Source organism: Ruegeria sp. K5 (genome assembly GCF_056531805.1).
Genome location: NZ_JBQFML010000004.1, coordinates 136,782 through 152,442 on the forward strand (window position 1 = coordinate 136,782; position 15,661 = coordinate 152,442).

The following is a 15,661-nucleotide window of genomic DNA, read 5'->3' on the forward strand; positions in this document are numbered from 1 at the left end:
CCATTTACAGGAGTTTTGTGGATTTTCGCCACGCTTTTGTCGCAATCTCTACTTACCGTTTTCCAATCAAGTCGAGGGGGGCGGTTTTGAGGAGGCTGCCATGACGGTAAAGCAACTGGATTTCGATCAGCGCGTTCATCGCCTGAACAAGAAACATCAGAAGATGAGCCGGGGCTACCGCGCCACGATGCGCAAAGACGGCCTGGTTGTCATGAAACCACAGCGGGTCCGATCTGCGGTGCCCGCAAAGGTGCTGCTGTTCTGTCTGCTCGGGTTCTTCGGGTTCAAGGCGTTCCTGCTCTCCAGCCTCGGACCAACGGGGTACCAGTTCCGGATCGACAGCCTGAACGAAGGAACCTCGGTCGAGAAAGCGGGTGCCTGGGTCATGCAGATTGACCCTCTGTCCGAGACTCTCGCGGTCCAACTGAACAAAATTCTCTACTAAACGAACCTCCTGAAGAAAAAAACACCGCATGCTGAATGGCACGCGGTGTTCTTTTTTGCCCCTCAGGGAGGAGGAAGGGGCCTATACGCGGTCGCCGCTTTTAGCGACGACGCTGGATGATGTCGTCGATATCGCCACGGCACAGGCCGATATCGCTCAGTTCACGATCCGTCAGGCCAGCCAGCGCCTTGCGGGTTGCGCGGGCGTCGTTCCATTCTGCAGCGACGTTGAACGCCGATACGAAAAACGCGCCGATACGGCCAGCGAGGCCGAACGAGCCAGTGGTGGCGATGCGGGTGGTGTCCAGTGCAGCCATATCCTGTTTCCTTCTGGTTTGTGTTTACGTTTGATCAGTCGATCTGAGCGGCATCTAGTGTTGTCATATAACCTTCACAAGATCATTTTTTGCATGTGTCCTATGCATTTTTTGCAAGGCTTCACGAGGCTGTAATCCCCTTAAATATTTGGTGAATTTACCTTCATCCGGGTGCCGCTTTCAGACCCGTTTCAGGTCGCAAATACACCTTTGGGTCGCGGGTGGGATACTGGTGTCGCTTTCAGACTTCCGGTCAATTCGCTTGGAAAATGTTCACGCTTCGTGCTAGGCGTTGAAAAAACATCACATAACCCGAGCAGGCCGAGGCACAACATGCGAATTCTGGGCATTGATCCGGGGCTGAGAACCCTGGGATGGGGCGTCATCGAATCAAATGGCAGCCGCCTGAGCCACGTTGCCAATGGCTTGTGTAAGTCGGATGGGGATGATCTGGGTGAACGGCTGCTGTCCCTGCACAATCAGATTGTCGAGGTTATCGCGGATCATCAGCCGGATCAGGCCGCAATCGAACAGACATTCGTGAACAAGGACGGGGCAGGGACCCTGAAACTGGGTCAGGCGCGAGGGGTTGCCCTGCTGACACTGGCGCAGGCCGGTCTGCCGGTGGGGGAATATGCACCCAACCGGGTCAAAAAGACCGTGGTCGGCGTCGGCCATGCCGAGAAAGAACAGGTTCTTCACATGGTCAAACTGCAGCTGCCCGGCTGTGCGCCGAAAGGCGCGGACGCGGCGGATGCGCTGGCGATTGCGATCTGTCATGCGTATTACGGCAAGACGCAGCAATCGCGGGTGAAAGAGGTACGGGCATGATCGGAAAGCTGACGGGGCGTTTGGACTATCGCGCGGCGGATCACATTCTGATCGACGTGCGCGGGGTTGGGTACATCGTCTATTGCTCGGACCGGACAATGGCGGCGTTGCCCGGCGTAGGCGAGGCGGTCTCGATCTATACCGACATGGTCGTGCGAGAAGATCTGATGCAGCTTTACGGATTCCTGTCGCTGGTCGAGAAGGAGTGGCATCGGCTGCTTTGCTCGGTTCAGGGTGTGGGGGCTAAGGTCTCGCTGGCCATTCTGTCGGCGTTGGGGCCGGATGGCGTGAGCCGTGCGATTGCGCTGGGTGATTGGGCTGCCGTCAAGGCGGCCAAGGGCGTGGGCCCTAAAACGGCGCAGCGGATCGTGTTGGACCTGAAAGACAAGGCGCCGGGTGTGATGGCCATGGGCGGCACTGTGACCGAGGCTTTGGATGGTCCCGCGCTGGACGTGGTTGAGCCGTCCGAACCTGCGCCTGCACCAAGGCGGGCGGCAAAAGCGGCCTCGGGCTCGGCTGCGGCATCGGCCGGGGCTTTGTCTGCGCTGTCCAATCTGGGGTATGGCCCGTCCGAGGCGGCCTCGGCCGTGGCCGAAGCGGCGGCCAACCTGCCGGAGGCGGGTGAGGCGGACCTGATCCGCGCTGCGCTGAAACTACTGGCACCGCAAGGGTGAGTGAATGGTAGACGCTGATCCCACCCTGCGCCCCGATCCGTTGCCCGAGGATAACGACCGTGCCCTGCGCCCGCAGGGTCTGGATGAGTTCATTGGTCAGGCCGAGGCGCGGGCCAACCTGCGCATTTTCATCCAATCCGCCAAGCAACGCGGCGAGGCGATGGACCACACGCTGTTCCATGGGCCTCCGGGGCTTGGGAAAACGACTCTGGCGCAGATCATGGCGCGCGAGTTGGGGGTGAACTTTCGCATGACGTCCGGCCCGGTTTTGGCCAAGGCGGGCGATCTGGCGGCGATCCTGACCAATCTCGAAGCGCGCGATGTGCTGTTTATCGATGAGATTCACCGCCTGAACCCTGCGGTGGAAGAGGTGCTTTATCCCGCGATGGAGGATTTTGAGCTGGATCTGGTGATCGGCGAAGGCCCCGCTGCGCGGACGGTTCGGATCGAGTTGCAGCCGTTTACACTGGTGGGGGCGACGACGCGGATGGGGCTGCTGACGACGCCGCTGCGGGATCGGTTCGGAATCCCGACGCGGTTGCAGTTCTATACGGTGGATGAGTTGCACGAGATCGTAACCCGAAACGCCCGCAAGCTGGGCGCGCCCGCTGATGATGATGGCGCGCGCGAAATTGCGCGGCGGTCACGCGGGACGCCTCGGATCGCGGGGCGGTTGCTGCGGCGGGTGGTGGATTTCGCCATTGTTGAAGGCGATGGGCGGATTACCCGCGAACTGGCTGACGGAGCACTAACGCGGCTGGGTGTGGATCATCTGGGGCTGGACGGTGCGGACCGGCGGTATCTGAAACTGATCGCCGAGAATTACGGCGGTGGGCCTGTGGGGATTGAGACAATGTCAGCGGCTTTGTCGGAAAGCCGGGATTCGCTGGAAGAGGTGATCGAGCCCTATTTGTTGCAGCAGGGCCTGATCCAGCGCACGCCACGCGGGCGGATGTTGGCGCAGAAGGCCTGGACGCATTTGGGGATGGCCGCACCAAAGGGTCAAAGCGATCTGTTTGGTTGAAGCGGCGCGCGTTCGATTTTATGCCTCCGGCGGCCGTATTTGAAACAAGAAGAAGGGTTGGGTGTGACACCAGAAGAGATCGAGGCGCTGTTCACGCGCGAAAGCGGTGAGTTTCTGTTTGCGCGTTGGGGGAGGCCCATCGTGCCGATCGTTTTTGGGGTTGAGGATGAGACGCTTGCAACAGTGAAGGGTGCGTTCGAGGCGGTCGTGACGCTGGCCGGGCACAAGATGGCCGAGACCGACCCTGAATTGGGTGCCAACTGCATGGTGTTCTTCTTTCGCGATTGGCAGGAACTGCTGGAGGTGCCGGATCTGGATCGTCTTGTTCCCGACCTTAGCCCTTTGGTCGAGCGATTGTTGGCAGTGGATGCCAATCAATACCGGATTTTCAGGTTTGAAGAGGATGGCGCGATCCGGGCGGCCTTTGTGTTCCTGCGAATGGACAAGGAATTGTCCAAGGTGCCCGCGGAAACCCTTGCGCTGAGTCAGGTGGTGCAGACCATCTTGTTGTGGTCCGACACCGCGTTTCGCGCGCAGTCGCCCTTGGCTGTGGCGGGCGGGGCGACGATCCTGCGGCCTGACATTGCCGGGCTGATCCGGGCTGCTTATGATCCTGTTTTGCCGGGGGCGGCGCAGGATGCGTCTCATGCGCTCAGGCTGTTTGCCCGGTTGGAGCCGCCGCAATGAAACACATCTACCCGGTGCGCGTTTTTTATGAAGACACCGACATGGGCGGCGTCGTCTATCACGCGAATTACCTGCGGTTTATCGAGCGCGCGCGTTCGGATTGGGTACGCAATCTTGGCAACGACCAGAACGCCATGCGCGAGGAAGGCATTGTCTGGGTCGTGCGCCGGGTCGAGGCCGATTACCTTTCGCCTGCGAAGTTCGATGATGAGTTGATTGTCGAAACCGAAGTGACCGACATATCGGGCGTGCGCCTGACCATGGCGCAGCTTGTGCGGCGGGGTGAGACCGAGATATTCCGCGCCTCGGTCACCGCTGTGTGCATCAACAAGGACGGCAAGCCGATCCGCCTTCCGGCAGAGATTCGCGCATTGATGTAACAATTTGTAGGGCAAGGGTGGTTCTGTTGGCTTTTCAGCCCCAACTGCGTTAGCGTTTGGCAAAACAAGGCCAAACGAACGGCCGTCAGGCAAAACAAAGAGCAGGTTCATGGAAGCTGAAACGCTGGCGCTGGCGCAGGAGATCGATTTCTCCATGTGGGGGCTGTACGCCCGCGCGACCTTTATCGTCAAACTGGTGATGCTGATGCTGATCGGGGCATCGATCTGGTCGTGGGGTATCATCATCCAGAAACTCATCAACTACCGGGCCGCGCGTCGCGAGGCGCAGGTGTTTGATGAAAGCTTCTGGTCCGGGAACCCTCTGGATGAGTTGTTCGAGCAGATCGGCTCGCAACCCGATGGCAGTTCCGAGAAGATTTTTGCTGCAGGGATGATCGAATGGCGCAGGTCGCATCGTACCGATGGCGGGCTGATTGCCGGAGCCACGGCTCGGATCGACCGGTCGATGGATGTGGCCATCGCGAAAGAGGCTGAGACCTTGCAAAAAGGCTTGCCCATTCTGGCCACCGTCGGTTCGACCGCTCCGTTTATCGGCCTGTTCGGAACCGTTTGGGGCATTATGAATGCCTTTATCGAGATTGCCGAGCAGCAGAACACCAACCTCGCCGTGGTCGCTCCGGGGATTGCCGAGGCGTTGTTGGCCACTGGTTTGGGCCTGCTGGCTGCGATCCCTGCGGTGATTTTCTACAATAAGCTCAGCGCCGATAGTGACCGGATTGTTGGCGGGTATGAAGCTTTTGCCGATGAATTCGCGACGATCCTGTCGCGTCAGTTGGATAGCTGAGACATGGGGGCGGCGGTTCAGCAACCTGCGGGCGGGAATGGGCGCCGACGCGGACGGCGGCGTGGGCGCGCGCAGCCGATGGCCGAGATCAATGTGACGCCCTTTGTGGATGTCATGCTGGTGTTGCTGATCATCTTTATGGTGGCGGCTCCGTTGTTGACAGTTGGCGTGCCGGTTGATCTGCCCAAAACCGCCGCAAGTGCGCTGCCCGGCAACAGTGAAGAGCCGCTGACCGTGACCCTGACAGCCGATGGTCGTGTTCAGATCCAGACGACGGATGTGTTGCGGGAAGAACTGGTGGGACGGTTGCGCGCCATCGCGGCGGAGCGCAGCAGCGACCGCGTATTCCTGCGGGCGGATGGGGCGATCCCCTACGCGCAGGTCATGCAGGTTATGGGCGCGCTGAATGCGGGCGGGTTTTCGAATGTGGGTCTGGTGACGGATACCGGCGGGCCGACGCTGGACGATGGGTAAAGGTGGGGTTGCGCGGTGGATACCGGCACCAAAATCTCGGCGATTGCGCATGTCGGCCTGATCGGCTGGGCCCTGTTCGGCGGCACCTTCCGATCCGAGCCGTTGCCGATGGCCGTGCAGGATGTTTCCGTGATTTCGTCTGAGCAGTTTGCGGCGCTTCAGGCGCAGACGGACGCTCCGGATGTGCCGGAACAGCCCGGTACTCTGGAGCAACCTCCAGAGCCCGAGATTGAGGCCAGCACGCCCGAGGCGACCCCGGAAGAGCAGCCGCGCCCCGAACCCGTGGTCCCGCCAGAGCCGGAACCGGAGACGGTCCCGGAAACGGTTGAAATCCCGCCAGAGCCCGAGTTGCCGGAAGAACCGCCAACCCTGACCGAGCCGGAAACGGCAGCCTTGCCCTTACCGCCGGGCCCCGAGGCGCAGCCCAGCCCGTCCGAGCGGGTCGCGCCCGAAGCCATCGCGCCACCGCCGCCCGAAGCCAAGCCGGACGAGGTGGAAACGCCGCCTGTGTCCTTGGACGAAGGCGCCGAGACGCAGCAGGAACAGCAGGATCAGACCGCCCCGGAAGAGGCCGCGCCCGAGATCGTGACCGAAGCCGAGGAAACCGAGGAGCAATCGCCGCTAACCTCGCCGCGTCCACGTGTGCGTCCCAACCGCCCGGCACCTGCGCCGGAACCAGAGGTGGCCGAAACCCCGGATCCCGAGCCGGAAGCCCCGGCGCAAACCAATGATGATGCCATCAATGACGCCTTGGCCGAAGCCTTGGGCGGAGGCAGCGAACCGTCCGGCCCGCCGCTGACCAGCGGCGAGAAAGACGCAATGCGCGTGGCGGTATCCCAGTGCTGGAATGTCGGGTCGTTGTCGACCGACGCGCTGAATGTGGTTGTGGTCGTCGGCTTTTCGCTCAACCCCGATGGAACGGTTATTGGGGGCAGCGTTCGGCTATTGGACAGTTCTGGCGGGTCTGCGGGTGCTGAAAATCAGGCTTATCAGGCGGCAAGGCGTGCAATTTTGCGCTGTGGCGCGCGTGGATACGATCTGCCTGCTGACAAATACGATCAGTGGCAGGATATTGAGATTACATTCAATCCCGAGAGGATGCGGATCAAATGATGAAACTTCTGACCAGCCTCTTCCTTGGTCTGACCCTGATGTCGGCCCCGGTATACGCGCAAAGCGGGCCTTTGCGTCTGGAAATCGACGAAGGGATCATCGAACCCTTGCCCTTTGCGGTTCCGAATTTCGTGCCCGACGGGCCTTCGGCGTCGCAATATGCAATTGATATTTCGCGGGTCGTCGCGGCTGATCTGACCGGAACGGGGTTGTTCCGCGAAATCTCTTCGGACGCGTTCATCAGCCGGGTTAGCAGCTTTGATGCGCCGGTCCAGTTTGCGGATTGGAAGGCGATCAACGCGCAGGCGCTGGTGACCGGGGCGGTGAATGTCTCGGGCAAGCGTCTGACGGTGCGGTTCCGGGTCTGGGATGTGTTCTCGGGGCAGGAGTTGGGCAACGGTCTGCAACTGGCCGGAACCACTGACGGGTGGCGGCGGATGGCGCATAAGGTGGCCGATCAGGTCTACAGCCGGATTACCGGCGAGGGCGGGTATTTCGACAGCCGTGTTGCGTTTGTGTCGGAAAGCGGCCCCAAGGATCAGCGCCTCAAGCGGTTGGCGATCATGGATTACGACGGGGCGAATGTTCAGTACCTGACCGACAGTTCCGCCATCGTTCTCGCCCCGCGCTTTTCGCCGACCGGGGACCGGCTGCTTTATACCAGTTACGAAACCGGCAGCCCGCGCATTTACGTGCTGGACGTGGGCAGCGTTCGGCGGCAGGAGTTGAACACGCAGGGCGGCACCATGAGCTTCTCGCCCCGCTTCTCGCCGGATGGGCGGTCGATTGTCTATTCGCTGATCCAAGGCGGGAATACTGACTTGTGGAAAATGGATCTGGCCTCGGGCCAAAGCACACGCCTGACCAACACACCTGCCATTGAAACTGCCCCCAGTTATTCGCCGGACGGCAGCCAGATCGTTTTTGAAAGCGACCGTTCGGGCACGCCTCAGCTGTATGTCATGCCCGCTAATGGCGGTGAGGCGACGCGGATCAGCTTTGGTCAGGGCCGCTATGGCACGCCCGTCTGGTCTCCGCGCGGTGACCTGATTGCGTTCACCAAGCAAAACAAAGGCCGGTTCCATATCGGTGTGATGCGCACCAATGGAGATGAGGAACGGCTATTGACCTCTTCCTTCCTGGATGAAGGGCCAACATGGTCGCCGAACGGGCGCGTCATCATGTTTACCCGCGAAACGCAGGGTGCCAGCGGTCGGGCGACACTGTATTCGGTGGATATATCAGGTCGAAACCTGCGCCCGGTGCGCACGCCGGACGGGGGCAGCGACCCGTCCTGGGGACCGTTGCAGAATTGATCACCGCAAAAGCGCGGCAAAGTTCACAAGAAACCGTCTCTGTGATAGACAGGCGGCAATAAACAAAACGACGAGGCACATGAGATGAACGTATTGGGCAAAATCCTGGCCGTGGGCGCGCTGAGCGTTGTTGCGGCCTGCACCAGCAATGATCCTTCGGATTTGGGGGGCTTCGGCTCGGGCGGTGCTGGTGGCGCGCTTGTACCGGGTTCGCCAAGTGATCCACGCTCACCCGCGTATTTCCAGCAGACGGTTGGGGATCGGGTGTTGTTTGCGGTGGATCAGTCGACCCTGTCGCCACAGGCGCAAACGGTACTGCAAGGGCAGGCGGATTGGCTGCTGGCCAACCCGGACTACGTGGCCACAATCGAAGGGCACGCGGACGAGCAGGGAACGCGCGAATACAACCTGGCACTGGGCGCACGGCGCGCGAATGCAGCGCGCGAGTTTCTGATTTCGCGCGGGGTGGCGGGCAACCGTCTGACCACTGTCAGCTACGGCAAAGAACGCCCGATCGAGATTTGCAGCACCGAGGATTGCTATTCCAAAAACCGCCGCGCGGTGACGGTGCTGACCGGTTCAACCTTGGGGTAAGACGATGAGACTTGCAGGATGGGTTTTGGCCGCAGTTGTTGCAACGGCGGGCGTGGCACAAGCGCAGGATCAGCAGACGCTGGCGGATATCCGGCAGGAACTGACGGTGCTGCATGTGGAAATACAGCGCCTGAAGCGCGAGTTTTCGACCACCGGCTCGCCCGCGCCAAACCTGTCCGGCAGTTCGGTCCTTGAGCGCGTAGACGCGATTGAGGCCGAGTTGCAGCGGCTGACACGCCAGACCGAGCAGTTGAACCAGCGGGTGCAGAATATCGTGACCGATGGAACCAACCGGATCGGGGATCTTGAGTTCCGATTGGTCGAACTGGAAGGTGGCGATCTGTCCACTTTGGGAGAGACGTCAACGCTGGGCGGAGAAACTGAGACGACCGCCGCGATCACCCCTGCGCCCACGCAGCCCAGTACCTCGGACCAAGGTGAACTGGCGGTGGGTGAGCGGGCCGATTTCGACGATGCCTCGCAAGCGCTGGCCGATGGCGATTTCCAGACCGCCGCGACGATGTTTGCACAGTTTGATACCTCGTACCCCGGTAGTCCTTTGGCCCCCGAAGCGCATCTAAAACGTGGACAGGCGCTTGAAGGTCTAGGTGACACGCGCGAGGCGGCGCGGGCGTTTCTGGCCAGCTTCACCGGGGATTCCGAGGGGGCCGTTGCGCCCGATGCTCTGTTCGAACTTGGCGCGGCGCTTGGCCGTTTGGGCCAGACCGAACAGGCTTGCATAACACTCAGCGAGGTCGGAGTGCGCTTCCCCTCCTCTGGCCCGGCGGCAAGCGCCACGCAGGAAATGGCAACCTTGGGGTGTTCTTGAACAAGACCCCCACCAGCCTGACATCCGAGATTCGCGCGCGGCTGCCTGAACGGTTGCCGCAACGGCTGGGCATTGCCGTCTCGGGCGGGGGTGACTCGGTGGCGTTGATGCATCTGCTGGCTGAGATTGCGGCGAACGACGGTGTTAACCTACGCATCGCAACCGTGGATCACGGCCTGCGCCCAGAAGCCGCGCAGGAGGCCCGGCTGGTTGCAGGGCAGGCGGCTGAACTTGGCCTTCGACACGACGTTCTGAAATGGCAAGGTTGGGACGGCAAGGGCAATCTGCAGGATCAGGCGCGTCAGGCGCGCTATGCCCTGCTGACGGACTGGGCGCGGCAGAATGAGATTCCGATGATTGCCTTGGGTCACACGGCGGATGATCAGGCGGAAACGGTGCTGATGCGACTGGGTCGCGCCGCTGGTGTCACCGGTTTGGCAGCGATGCCCGTCTCGCATCATCGGGACGCCATCGAAATGATCCGGCCCATGCTGGGGATCACGCGTCAACGCCTGCGTGACCACCTGACCCAAACGGGCGTCACATGGGTCGAGGACCCATCGAATCAGGACAAAAGGTTCGACCGGATCAAGGCGCGCGAGGCTTTGGCCGGGCTAGAACCTTTGGGCGTAACTGCAGAATCCCTTTCGCGTGTGGCAAAAAATCTTGCACAAGCGCGTGAGGCACTGGCGCTTTATGCGCAGGATTCCGCACGCAAGACCACCACAGTTGTGGACGGGGACGTGTGTCTTGATCGGTCGGCGTTTGCCGCGCTGCCCGCTGAAATCCAGCGGCGCGTATTGATTGGCATAGTCGCCTGGATTTCCGGAGCCGGTTACCCACCGCGCCAAACGGCCGTGGATCAGGCCATTGATGCCCTGCAAAGCGGGCAGGCCGGGTCGTTGAACGGCTGCCTGCTGGTGCCAAGGGGCGGGAATACTTGGATTTGCAGAGAGTTTCAGGCCGTCTGCAACCTCTCATCAACCCCGTCGGACAGTTGGGACGGTCGCTGGGTCCTGACCGGTCCTGCACCCCAAGGCGTAGAAATTCGCGCATTAGGTGAGGTCGGTCTGGCGTTGCTGCCGGATTGGCGCGCGACCGGTCGCCCGCGCCTTGCGTTGCAGTCCTCGCCAGCGGTCTGGCGCGGGGATGACCTGTGCGCGGCACCTCTGGCAGGTTTCCCGAATGGGTGGACCGCAGAGCCCGCGCCGAACCGGCCCGAGTTCTACGCTTCGTTTTTATCGCATTGAACCTGCCACAATCCTCTCTATTTTAAGAGACAACCCGGCAGATCCCCATCTGCTGATATCTTTTGGGAGAATTTCCTTGGGCAACGCTCGCAATATCGCCTTCTGGGTCGTTCTGTTCTTGCTGATCCTTGCACTGTTCAATCTGTTCAGCGGACCAGGCGGAACACTTCAGAGCAATGAACGAACCTATTCCGACTTTGTCAGCGCCGTGCAGAACGGTGAGGTCAAGAATGTGACGCTGGACGGTGAACAGATTCGCTATACCACAGAAACCGGCGGGACATTCGTGACGATCAAACCCGGCGATGCCGAAGTCACCAAACTGCTGATCGACGAAAACATCCCCGTACGCGCTGAGAAACAGCAGCAATCGGGTTTCCAGTCGTTCCTGATCACGCTGTTGCCCTTCCTGCTGCTGATCGGTGTCTGGGTCTATTTCATGAACCGGATGCAGGGCGGCGGCAAAGGCGGTGCGATGGGCTTTGGCAAGTCCAAGGCCAAGATGCTGACCGAAAAGCATGGCCGTGTGACCTTTGACGACGTGGCGGGTATCGACGAGGCCAAGGAAGAGCTGGAAGAAATCGTTGAATTCCTGCGCAACCCGCAGAAATTCTCGCGCCTTGGCGGCAAGATTCCCAAGGGCGCGCTGCTGGTTGGCCCTCCGGGTACCGGTAAGACGCTGCTGGCCCGTGCCATTGCGGGTGAGGCAGGCGTGCCGTTCTTCACCATTTCGGGCTCGGATTTTGTTGAAATGTTTGTGGGTGTCGGTGCCTCGCGCGTGCGCGACATGTTCGAGCAGGCCAAGAAAAACGCACCTTGTATCGTGTTCATCGATGAGATCGACGCCGTGGGTCGCCATCGTGGCGCAGGCTACGGCGGTGGTAATGATGAGCGCGAACAAACCCTCAACCAGTTGCTGGTCGAGATGGACGGGTTCGAGGCTAATGAAGGCGTGATCATCCTGGCCGCCACCAACCGCAAGGACGTTCTGGACCCAGCGCTGCTGCGTCCGGGCCGGTTTGACCGGAATGTGACCGTTGGCAACCCAGATATCAAAGGTCGAGAGAAGATTTTGGGCGTGCACGCGCGCAAGACCCCCTTGGGCCCCGATGTCGATCTGCGCATCATCGCGCGCGGGACGCCGGGCTTCTCGGGTGCCGATCTGGCAAACCTCGTGAACGAGGCCGCCCTGATGGCTGCCCGTGTGGGTCGTCGCTTTGTCACCATGGAAGATTTCGAGAATGCCAAGGACAAGGTGATGATGGGGGCTGAGCGCCGCTCGATGGTGCTGACCCAGGACCAGAAGGAAAAGACGGCCTATCACGAGGCTGGTCACGCTGTGGTCGGTCTGGAATTGCCGCTGTGCGATCCGGTCTATAAGGCGACGATCATTCCGCGCGGTGGCGCGCTGGGTATGGTTGTGTCGCTACCGGAAATGGACCGCCTGAACTATCACCGCGATGAGTGTGAGCAGAAGCTGGCGATGACCATGGCCGGTAAGGCTGCCGAGGTCATCAAATACGGTGAAGATCACGTCTCGAACGGTCCGGCTGGCGACATCATGCAGGCCAGCCAGTTGGCCCGCGCGATGGTGATGCGCTGGGGCATGTCGGACAAGGTCGGCAATATCGACTATGCCGAAGCGCATGAAGGCTATCAGGGCAACACCGCCGGTTTCTCGGTTTCAGCGCACACCAAAGAGCTGATCGAGGAAGAGGTGAAGCGCCTGATCCAGCAAGGCTATGAGCGCGCGCATAAAATCCTGACCGACAAGAACGAGGCTTGGGAACGTCTGGCGCAGGGGCTGCTGGAATACGAAACCCTGACCGGCGACGAGATCAAGCGCGTCATGAATGGCGAGTCGCCCACCGAAGGCGACGACGAAGGTGACAAGCCGGATGAGGGCAGCGCGCCCAGCGTCACGGCCATTCCCAAGACCAAACCCAAGAAAACCCCGCCCGAAGGTGGGATGGAACCTGAGCCAACCGCATAAACAAAAAAAAACCCGGAGCCAGCCTCCGGGTTTTCTCTTTTCATCAGGTCGGTGCCGGGCATTATGCGCGCAAGGACGCTGATAAGAAGGGAAGGCCTATGCCGTTTTTGCGCGAAACCGAGTTCACTGGCGAAGTGATCTGGCTGGGCCATGTACCGGCAGGGCAGTCGTTGCGGGCTGAGCCGGTTGATACCTTGCAGCTAGATTTCGACGGTGTGCGCGGCGAACGGCATGAAGGGCTTAACCGGGCGTCCTGCGTGCGCGTCAAGAACCTGTATCCGCAGGGCACCGAGATCAGGAACGTCAGGCAGCTGTCGGTCCTGTCGGCCGAGGAATTGGCCGGGATATCGGCCGAGATGGGGTTGGATGATCTTGATCCGTCGTACCTTGGGGCGTCGATTGTCGTGAAGGGTATTCCCGATTTTTCGCATGTTCCGCCATCCTCGCGCTTGCAGGCCGACAACGGTGCGACGATCACCGTGGATATGGAAAACGCCCCCTGCGTTCTGCCGGGGCGTGAGATTGAACAGGATCACAGCGGTCACGGTGCCGCCTTCAAACCCGCAGCCAAAGGGCGGCGCGGGGTGACGGGTTGGGTCGAACGACCCGGTTCCCTGCGAATTGGCGGCAAAATGCGATTGTTTGTCCCTGATCAGCCAATCTGGCAGCCATAAGGCCCATTCGTTTCCGATTTGAAACTCACGATATCCGGCGACGCCGTTTCGCGGCATGAATATGTCGGAATCCATAGCCATCGGAATTGTGTACGACTGTATGGGTTGCACAGCGCCGACGCGCTGCGTCGGTTTTGCAAGGCATTCAATCAGGGACCCTGGCCAATGAGCTACAAATCCGACATCGAAATCGCCCGCGAAGCGAACAAGAAGCCGATTCAGGAAATCGGCGCCAAGATCGGCATCGATTCCGCCGATCTGCTGCCCTATGGCCACGACAAGGCGAAAGTCAGCCAGGACTTCATCAACTCGGTGCAGGACCGTGAAGACGGCAAGCTGATCCTTGTAACCGCGATCAACCCAACCCCGGCAGGTGAGGGTAAGACCACGACCACTGTGGGGCTGGGTGACGGTCTGAACCGCATCGGCAAGAACGCGATGATCTGTATCCGTGAGGCCTCGCTCGGCCCGAACTTCGGCATGAAGGGCGGCGCTGCAGGTGGCGGGTATGCGCAGGTTGTTCCGATGGAGGAAATGAACCTGCACTTCACCGGCGACTTCCACGCGATCACCAGCGCGCACAGCCTGCTGTCGGCGATGATCGACAACCACATCTATTGGGGTAACGAGGCCGAGATCGACACCCGTCGCGTTGCATGGCGTCGCGTGGTCGACATGAACGACCGGGCCCTGCGTCAGATCACGGCGTCTCTGGGCGGTGTATCGAACGGCTTCCCGCGCGAAGCAGGTTTTGACATCACCGTGGCCTCTGAGGTTATGGCGATCCTGTGCCTCGCGACCGACCTGAAAGACCTGGAAAAGCGTCTGGGCGACATCATCGTCGCTTACCGCCGCGACAAGACCCCGGTTTACTGCCGCGACATCAAAGCCGAAGGCGCGATGACCGTTCTGCTGAAGGACGCGATGCAGCCGAACCTGGTGCAGACGCTGGAAAACAACCCGGCCTTTGTCCACGGCGGCCCGTTCGCGAACATCGCACATGGCTGTAACTCGGTCATCGCGACCAAGACCGCTCTGAAAGTCGCAGACTATGTCGTGACCGAAGCGGGTTTCGGGGCCGATCTGGGTGCCGAGAAGTTCATGAACATCAAGTGCCGCAAAGCGGGCATCGCTCCGTCGGCTGTGGTGCTGGTTGCCACCGTGCGCGCGATGAAGATGAATGGCGGCGTTGCCAAGGCTGATCTGGGTGCCGAGAATGTTGATGCCGTGAAATCGGGCTGCGCCAACCTGGGCCGTCACATCGAAAACGTGAAATCGTTCGGTGTTCCGGTTGTGGTCGCCATCAACCACTTTGTCACCGACACCGATGCCGAAGTAAAGGCCGTGAAAGACTATTGCGGCGATCACGGGGTCGAGGCGGTTCTGTCACGTCACTGGGAACTGGGGTCCGAAGGCTCGGCTCCGCTGGCCGAGAAAGTGGTCGAAATCGTCGAGGGCGGCACCGCGAACTTCGCGCCGATCTATCCTGACGAGATGCCGCTGTTCGAAAAGATCGAAACCATCGCCAAGCGCATCTACCGCGCTGACGAGGTTCTGGCCGACAACAAGATCCGCAATCAGCTGCGCGAATGGGAAGACGCGGGCTATGGCAACCTCCCGGTCTGCATGGCGAAAACCCAGTATTCGTTCTCGACCGACCCGACCCTGCGGGGCGCGCCTACCGGCCACTCGGTTCCGGTGCGCGAGGTGCGGCTAAGCGCCGGTGCGGGCTTCATCGTGGTTGTCTGCGGTGAGATCATGACCATGCCCGGCCTGCCCCGCAAACCCGCGGCTGAGACGATTCGCCTCAACGACGAAGGCCAGATCGAGGGCTTGTTCTAAGCGCCTGAATGATACATCTCGTGGTTCGGGGGTATCCCCGGACCACAGGAGATTAAAATGTCCATTCTGACACTGCCGCAAGACTGTCACTCGATGCCGGAGTTGCGGGTTCAGATCGACAAGCTGGATCGCCAACTGATCGAATTGCTGGTGACGCGCGCGGGCTATATCGACCGCGCATCCCAGTTGAAACCGGCCGAGGGCCTGCCGGCCCGTATCCCGGATCGTGTTGAAGAGGTGGTGCAGCGCGTGCGCGCAAGCTCTGACGAATTGGGCATGGACCCGGATTTGGCCGAAAAGCTGTGGCGCATTTTGATTGACTGGTCGATCGCGCGGGAAGAGCGCGTGCTCGGCCCTGACTGAGAAACCGGGCGCTTCCTGCGCCCGATCCGTTTTGAAAGAAGGGATCACAGG

Annotated in this window: 18 protein-coding genes; 17 read left to right on the plus strand and 1 reads right to left on the minus strand. The window is 60.7% G+C overall.

Annotated features, from left to right (window positions below):
• The first annotated feature begins 100 nt into the window (after positions 1-100).
• Positions 101-445 carry a hypothetical protein gene (locus tag ACR0MO_RS13265; protein WP_170454312.1) on the plus strand — a complete coding sequence of 115 codons (345 nt, stop codon included), beginning with the start codon at positions 101-103 and terminating at the stop codon, positions 443-445.
• 100 nt (positions 446-545) lie between these two features.
• Here ACR0MO_RS13265 and ACR0MO_RS13270 read toward each other — a convergent pair whose 3' ends face one another.
• Positions 546-761 carry a DUF1127 domain-containing protein gene (locus ACR0MO_RS13270; protein WP_170520539.1) on the minus strand — a complete coding sequence of 72 codons (216 nt, stop codon included), beginning with the start codon at positions 759-761 and terminating at the stop codon, positions 546-548.
• Between the two features lie 333 nt (positions 762-1,094).
• On the opposite strand from ACR0MO_RS13270, the gene ruvC reads away from it, so the two are divergent.
• The 16 genes from ruvC (at position 1,095) to ACR0MO_RS13350 (ending at position 15,610) form a co-directional block, all read left to right on the plus strand.
• Complete coding sequence (ruvC, locus tag ACR0MO_RS13275) at positions 1,095-1,592, plus strand: crossover junction endodeoxyribonuclease RuvC (RefSeq protein ID WP_170623761.1); 498 nt, start codon at positions 1,095-1,097, stop codon at positions 1,590-1,592.
• A complete protein-coding gene (ruvA, locus tag ACR0MO_RS13280; protein ID WP_480891692.1) occupies positions 1,589-2,266 on the plus strand; it encodes a Holliday junction branch migration protein RuvA in 678 nt (225 codons plus the stop codon). Before ruvC ends, ruvA begins: the two co-directional genes overlap by 4 nt.
• Positions 2,267-2,270: 4 nt before the next feature.
• Positions 2,271-3,290 carry a Holliday junction branch migration DNA helicase RuvB gene (gene ruvB / locus ACR0MO_RS13285; protein ID WP_480708531.1) on the plus strand — a complete coding sequence of 340 codons (1,020 nt, stop codon included), beginning with the start codon at positions 2,271-2,273 and terminating at the stop codon, positions 3,288-3,290.
• 63 nt (positions 3,291-3,353) lie between these two features.
• The gene (locus tag ACR0MO_RS13290) at positions 3,354-3,977 is read left to right on the plus strand and encodes a hypothetical protein (protein WP_480891888.1); all 624 of its coding nucleotides are present in this window, start codon (positions 3,354-3,356) and stop codon (positions 3,975-3,977) included.
• Positions 3,974-4,357 carry a tol-pal system-associated acyl-CoA thioesterase gene (gene ybgC / locus ACR0MO_RS13295; protein WP_170454300.1) on the plus strand — a complete coding sequence of 128 codons (384 nt, stop codon included), beginning with the start codon at positions 3,974-3,976 and terminating at the stop codon, positions 4,355-4,357. The genes ACR0MO_RS13290 and ybgC overlap by 4 nt, the downstream gene beginning before the upstream one ends.
• Before the next feature lie 109 nt (positions 4,358-4,466).
• Positions 4,467-5,162 (plus strand): protein TolQ, encoded by a 696-nt coding sequence (tolQ, locus tag ACR0MO_RS13300; RefSeq protein ID WP_170520548.1) that lies wholly within the window; start codon positions 4,467-4,469, stop codon positions 5,160-5,162.
• A gap of 3 nt (positions 5,163-5,165) precedes the next feature.
• The gene (gene tolR / locus ACR0MO_RS13305; RefSeq protein WP_480891694.1) at positions 5,166-5,636 is read left to right on the plus strand and encodes a protein TolR; all 471 of its coding nucleotides are present in this window, start codon (positions 5,166-5,168) and stop codon (positions 5,634-5,636) included.
• A gap of 15 nt (positions 5,637-5,651) precedes the next feature.
• Entirely contained in the window at positions 5,652-6,749 is a 1,098-nt protein-coding gene (locus tag ACR0MO_RS13310) for an energy transducer TonB (RefSeq protein WP_170520552.1), read from the plus strand.
• Positions 6,746-8,065: a Tol-Pal system beta propeller repeat protein TolB gene (tolB, locus tag ACR0MO_RS13315; RefSeq protein ID WP_170520554.1), complete on the plus strand. Its 1,320-nt coding sequence runs from the start codon at positions 6,746-6,748 to the stop codon at positions 8,063-8,065. Before ACR0MO_RS13310 ends, tolB begins: the two co-directional genes overlap by 4 nt.
• 84 nt (positions 8,066-8,149) lie before the next feature.
• A complete protein-coding gene (gene pal / locus ACR0MO_RS13320; RefSeq protein ID WP_170454291.1) occupies positions 8,150-8,659 on the plus strand; it encodes a peptidoglycan-associated lipoprotein Pal in 510 nt (169 codons plus the stop codon).
• Between the two features lie 4 nt (positions 8,660-8,663).
• A complete protein-coding gene (gene ybgF / locus ACR0MO_RS13325; RefSeq protein ID WP_170454289.1) occupies positions 8,664-9,488 on the plus strand; it encodes a tol-pal system protein YbgF in 825 nt (274 codons plus the stop codon).
• The gene (gene tilS / locus ACR0MO_RS13330) at positions 9,479-10,738 is read left to right on the plus strand and encodes a tRNA lysidine(34) synthetase TilS (protein ID WP_480891697.1); all 1,260 of its coding nucleotides are present in this window, start codon (positions 9,479-9,481) and stop codon (positions 10,736-10,738) included. Before ybgF ends, tilS begins: the two co-directional genes overlap by 10 nt.
• Positions 10,739-10,814: 76 nt before the next feature.
• Positions 10,815-12,731 carry an ATP-dependent zinc metalloprotease FtsH gene (ftsH, locus tag ACR0MO_RS13335; RefSeq protein WP_170520560.1) on the plus strand — a complete coding sequence of 639 codons (1,917 nt, stop codon included), beginning with the start codon at positions 10,815-10,817 and terminating at the stop codon, positions 12,729-12,731.
• A 98-nt stretch (positions 12,732-12,829) separates the two neighbouring features.
• Entirely contained in the window at positions 12,830-13,405 is a 576-nt protein-coding gene (locus ACR0MO_RS13340; RefSeq protein ID WP_480580228.1) for an MOSC domain-containing protein, read from the plus strand.
• Positions 13,406-13,570: 165 nt separating this feature from the next.
• On the plus strand, positions 13,571-15,247 hold the full coding sequence (locus tag ACR0MO_RS13345) for a formate--tetrahydrofolate ligase (protein WP_480882569.1): 1,677 nt from the start codon (positions 13,571-13,573) through the stop codon (positions 15,245-15,247).
• A 57-nt stretch (positions 15,248-15,304) separates the two neighbouring features.
• A complete protein-coding gene (locus ACR0MO_RS13350) occupies positions 15,305-15,610 on the plus strand; it encodes a chorismate mutase (RefSeq protein WP_170454283.1) in 306 nt (101 codons plus the stop codon).
• The last annotated feature ends 51 nt before the right edge of the window (positions 15,611-15,661 follow it).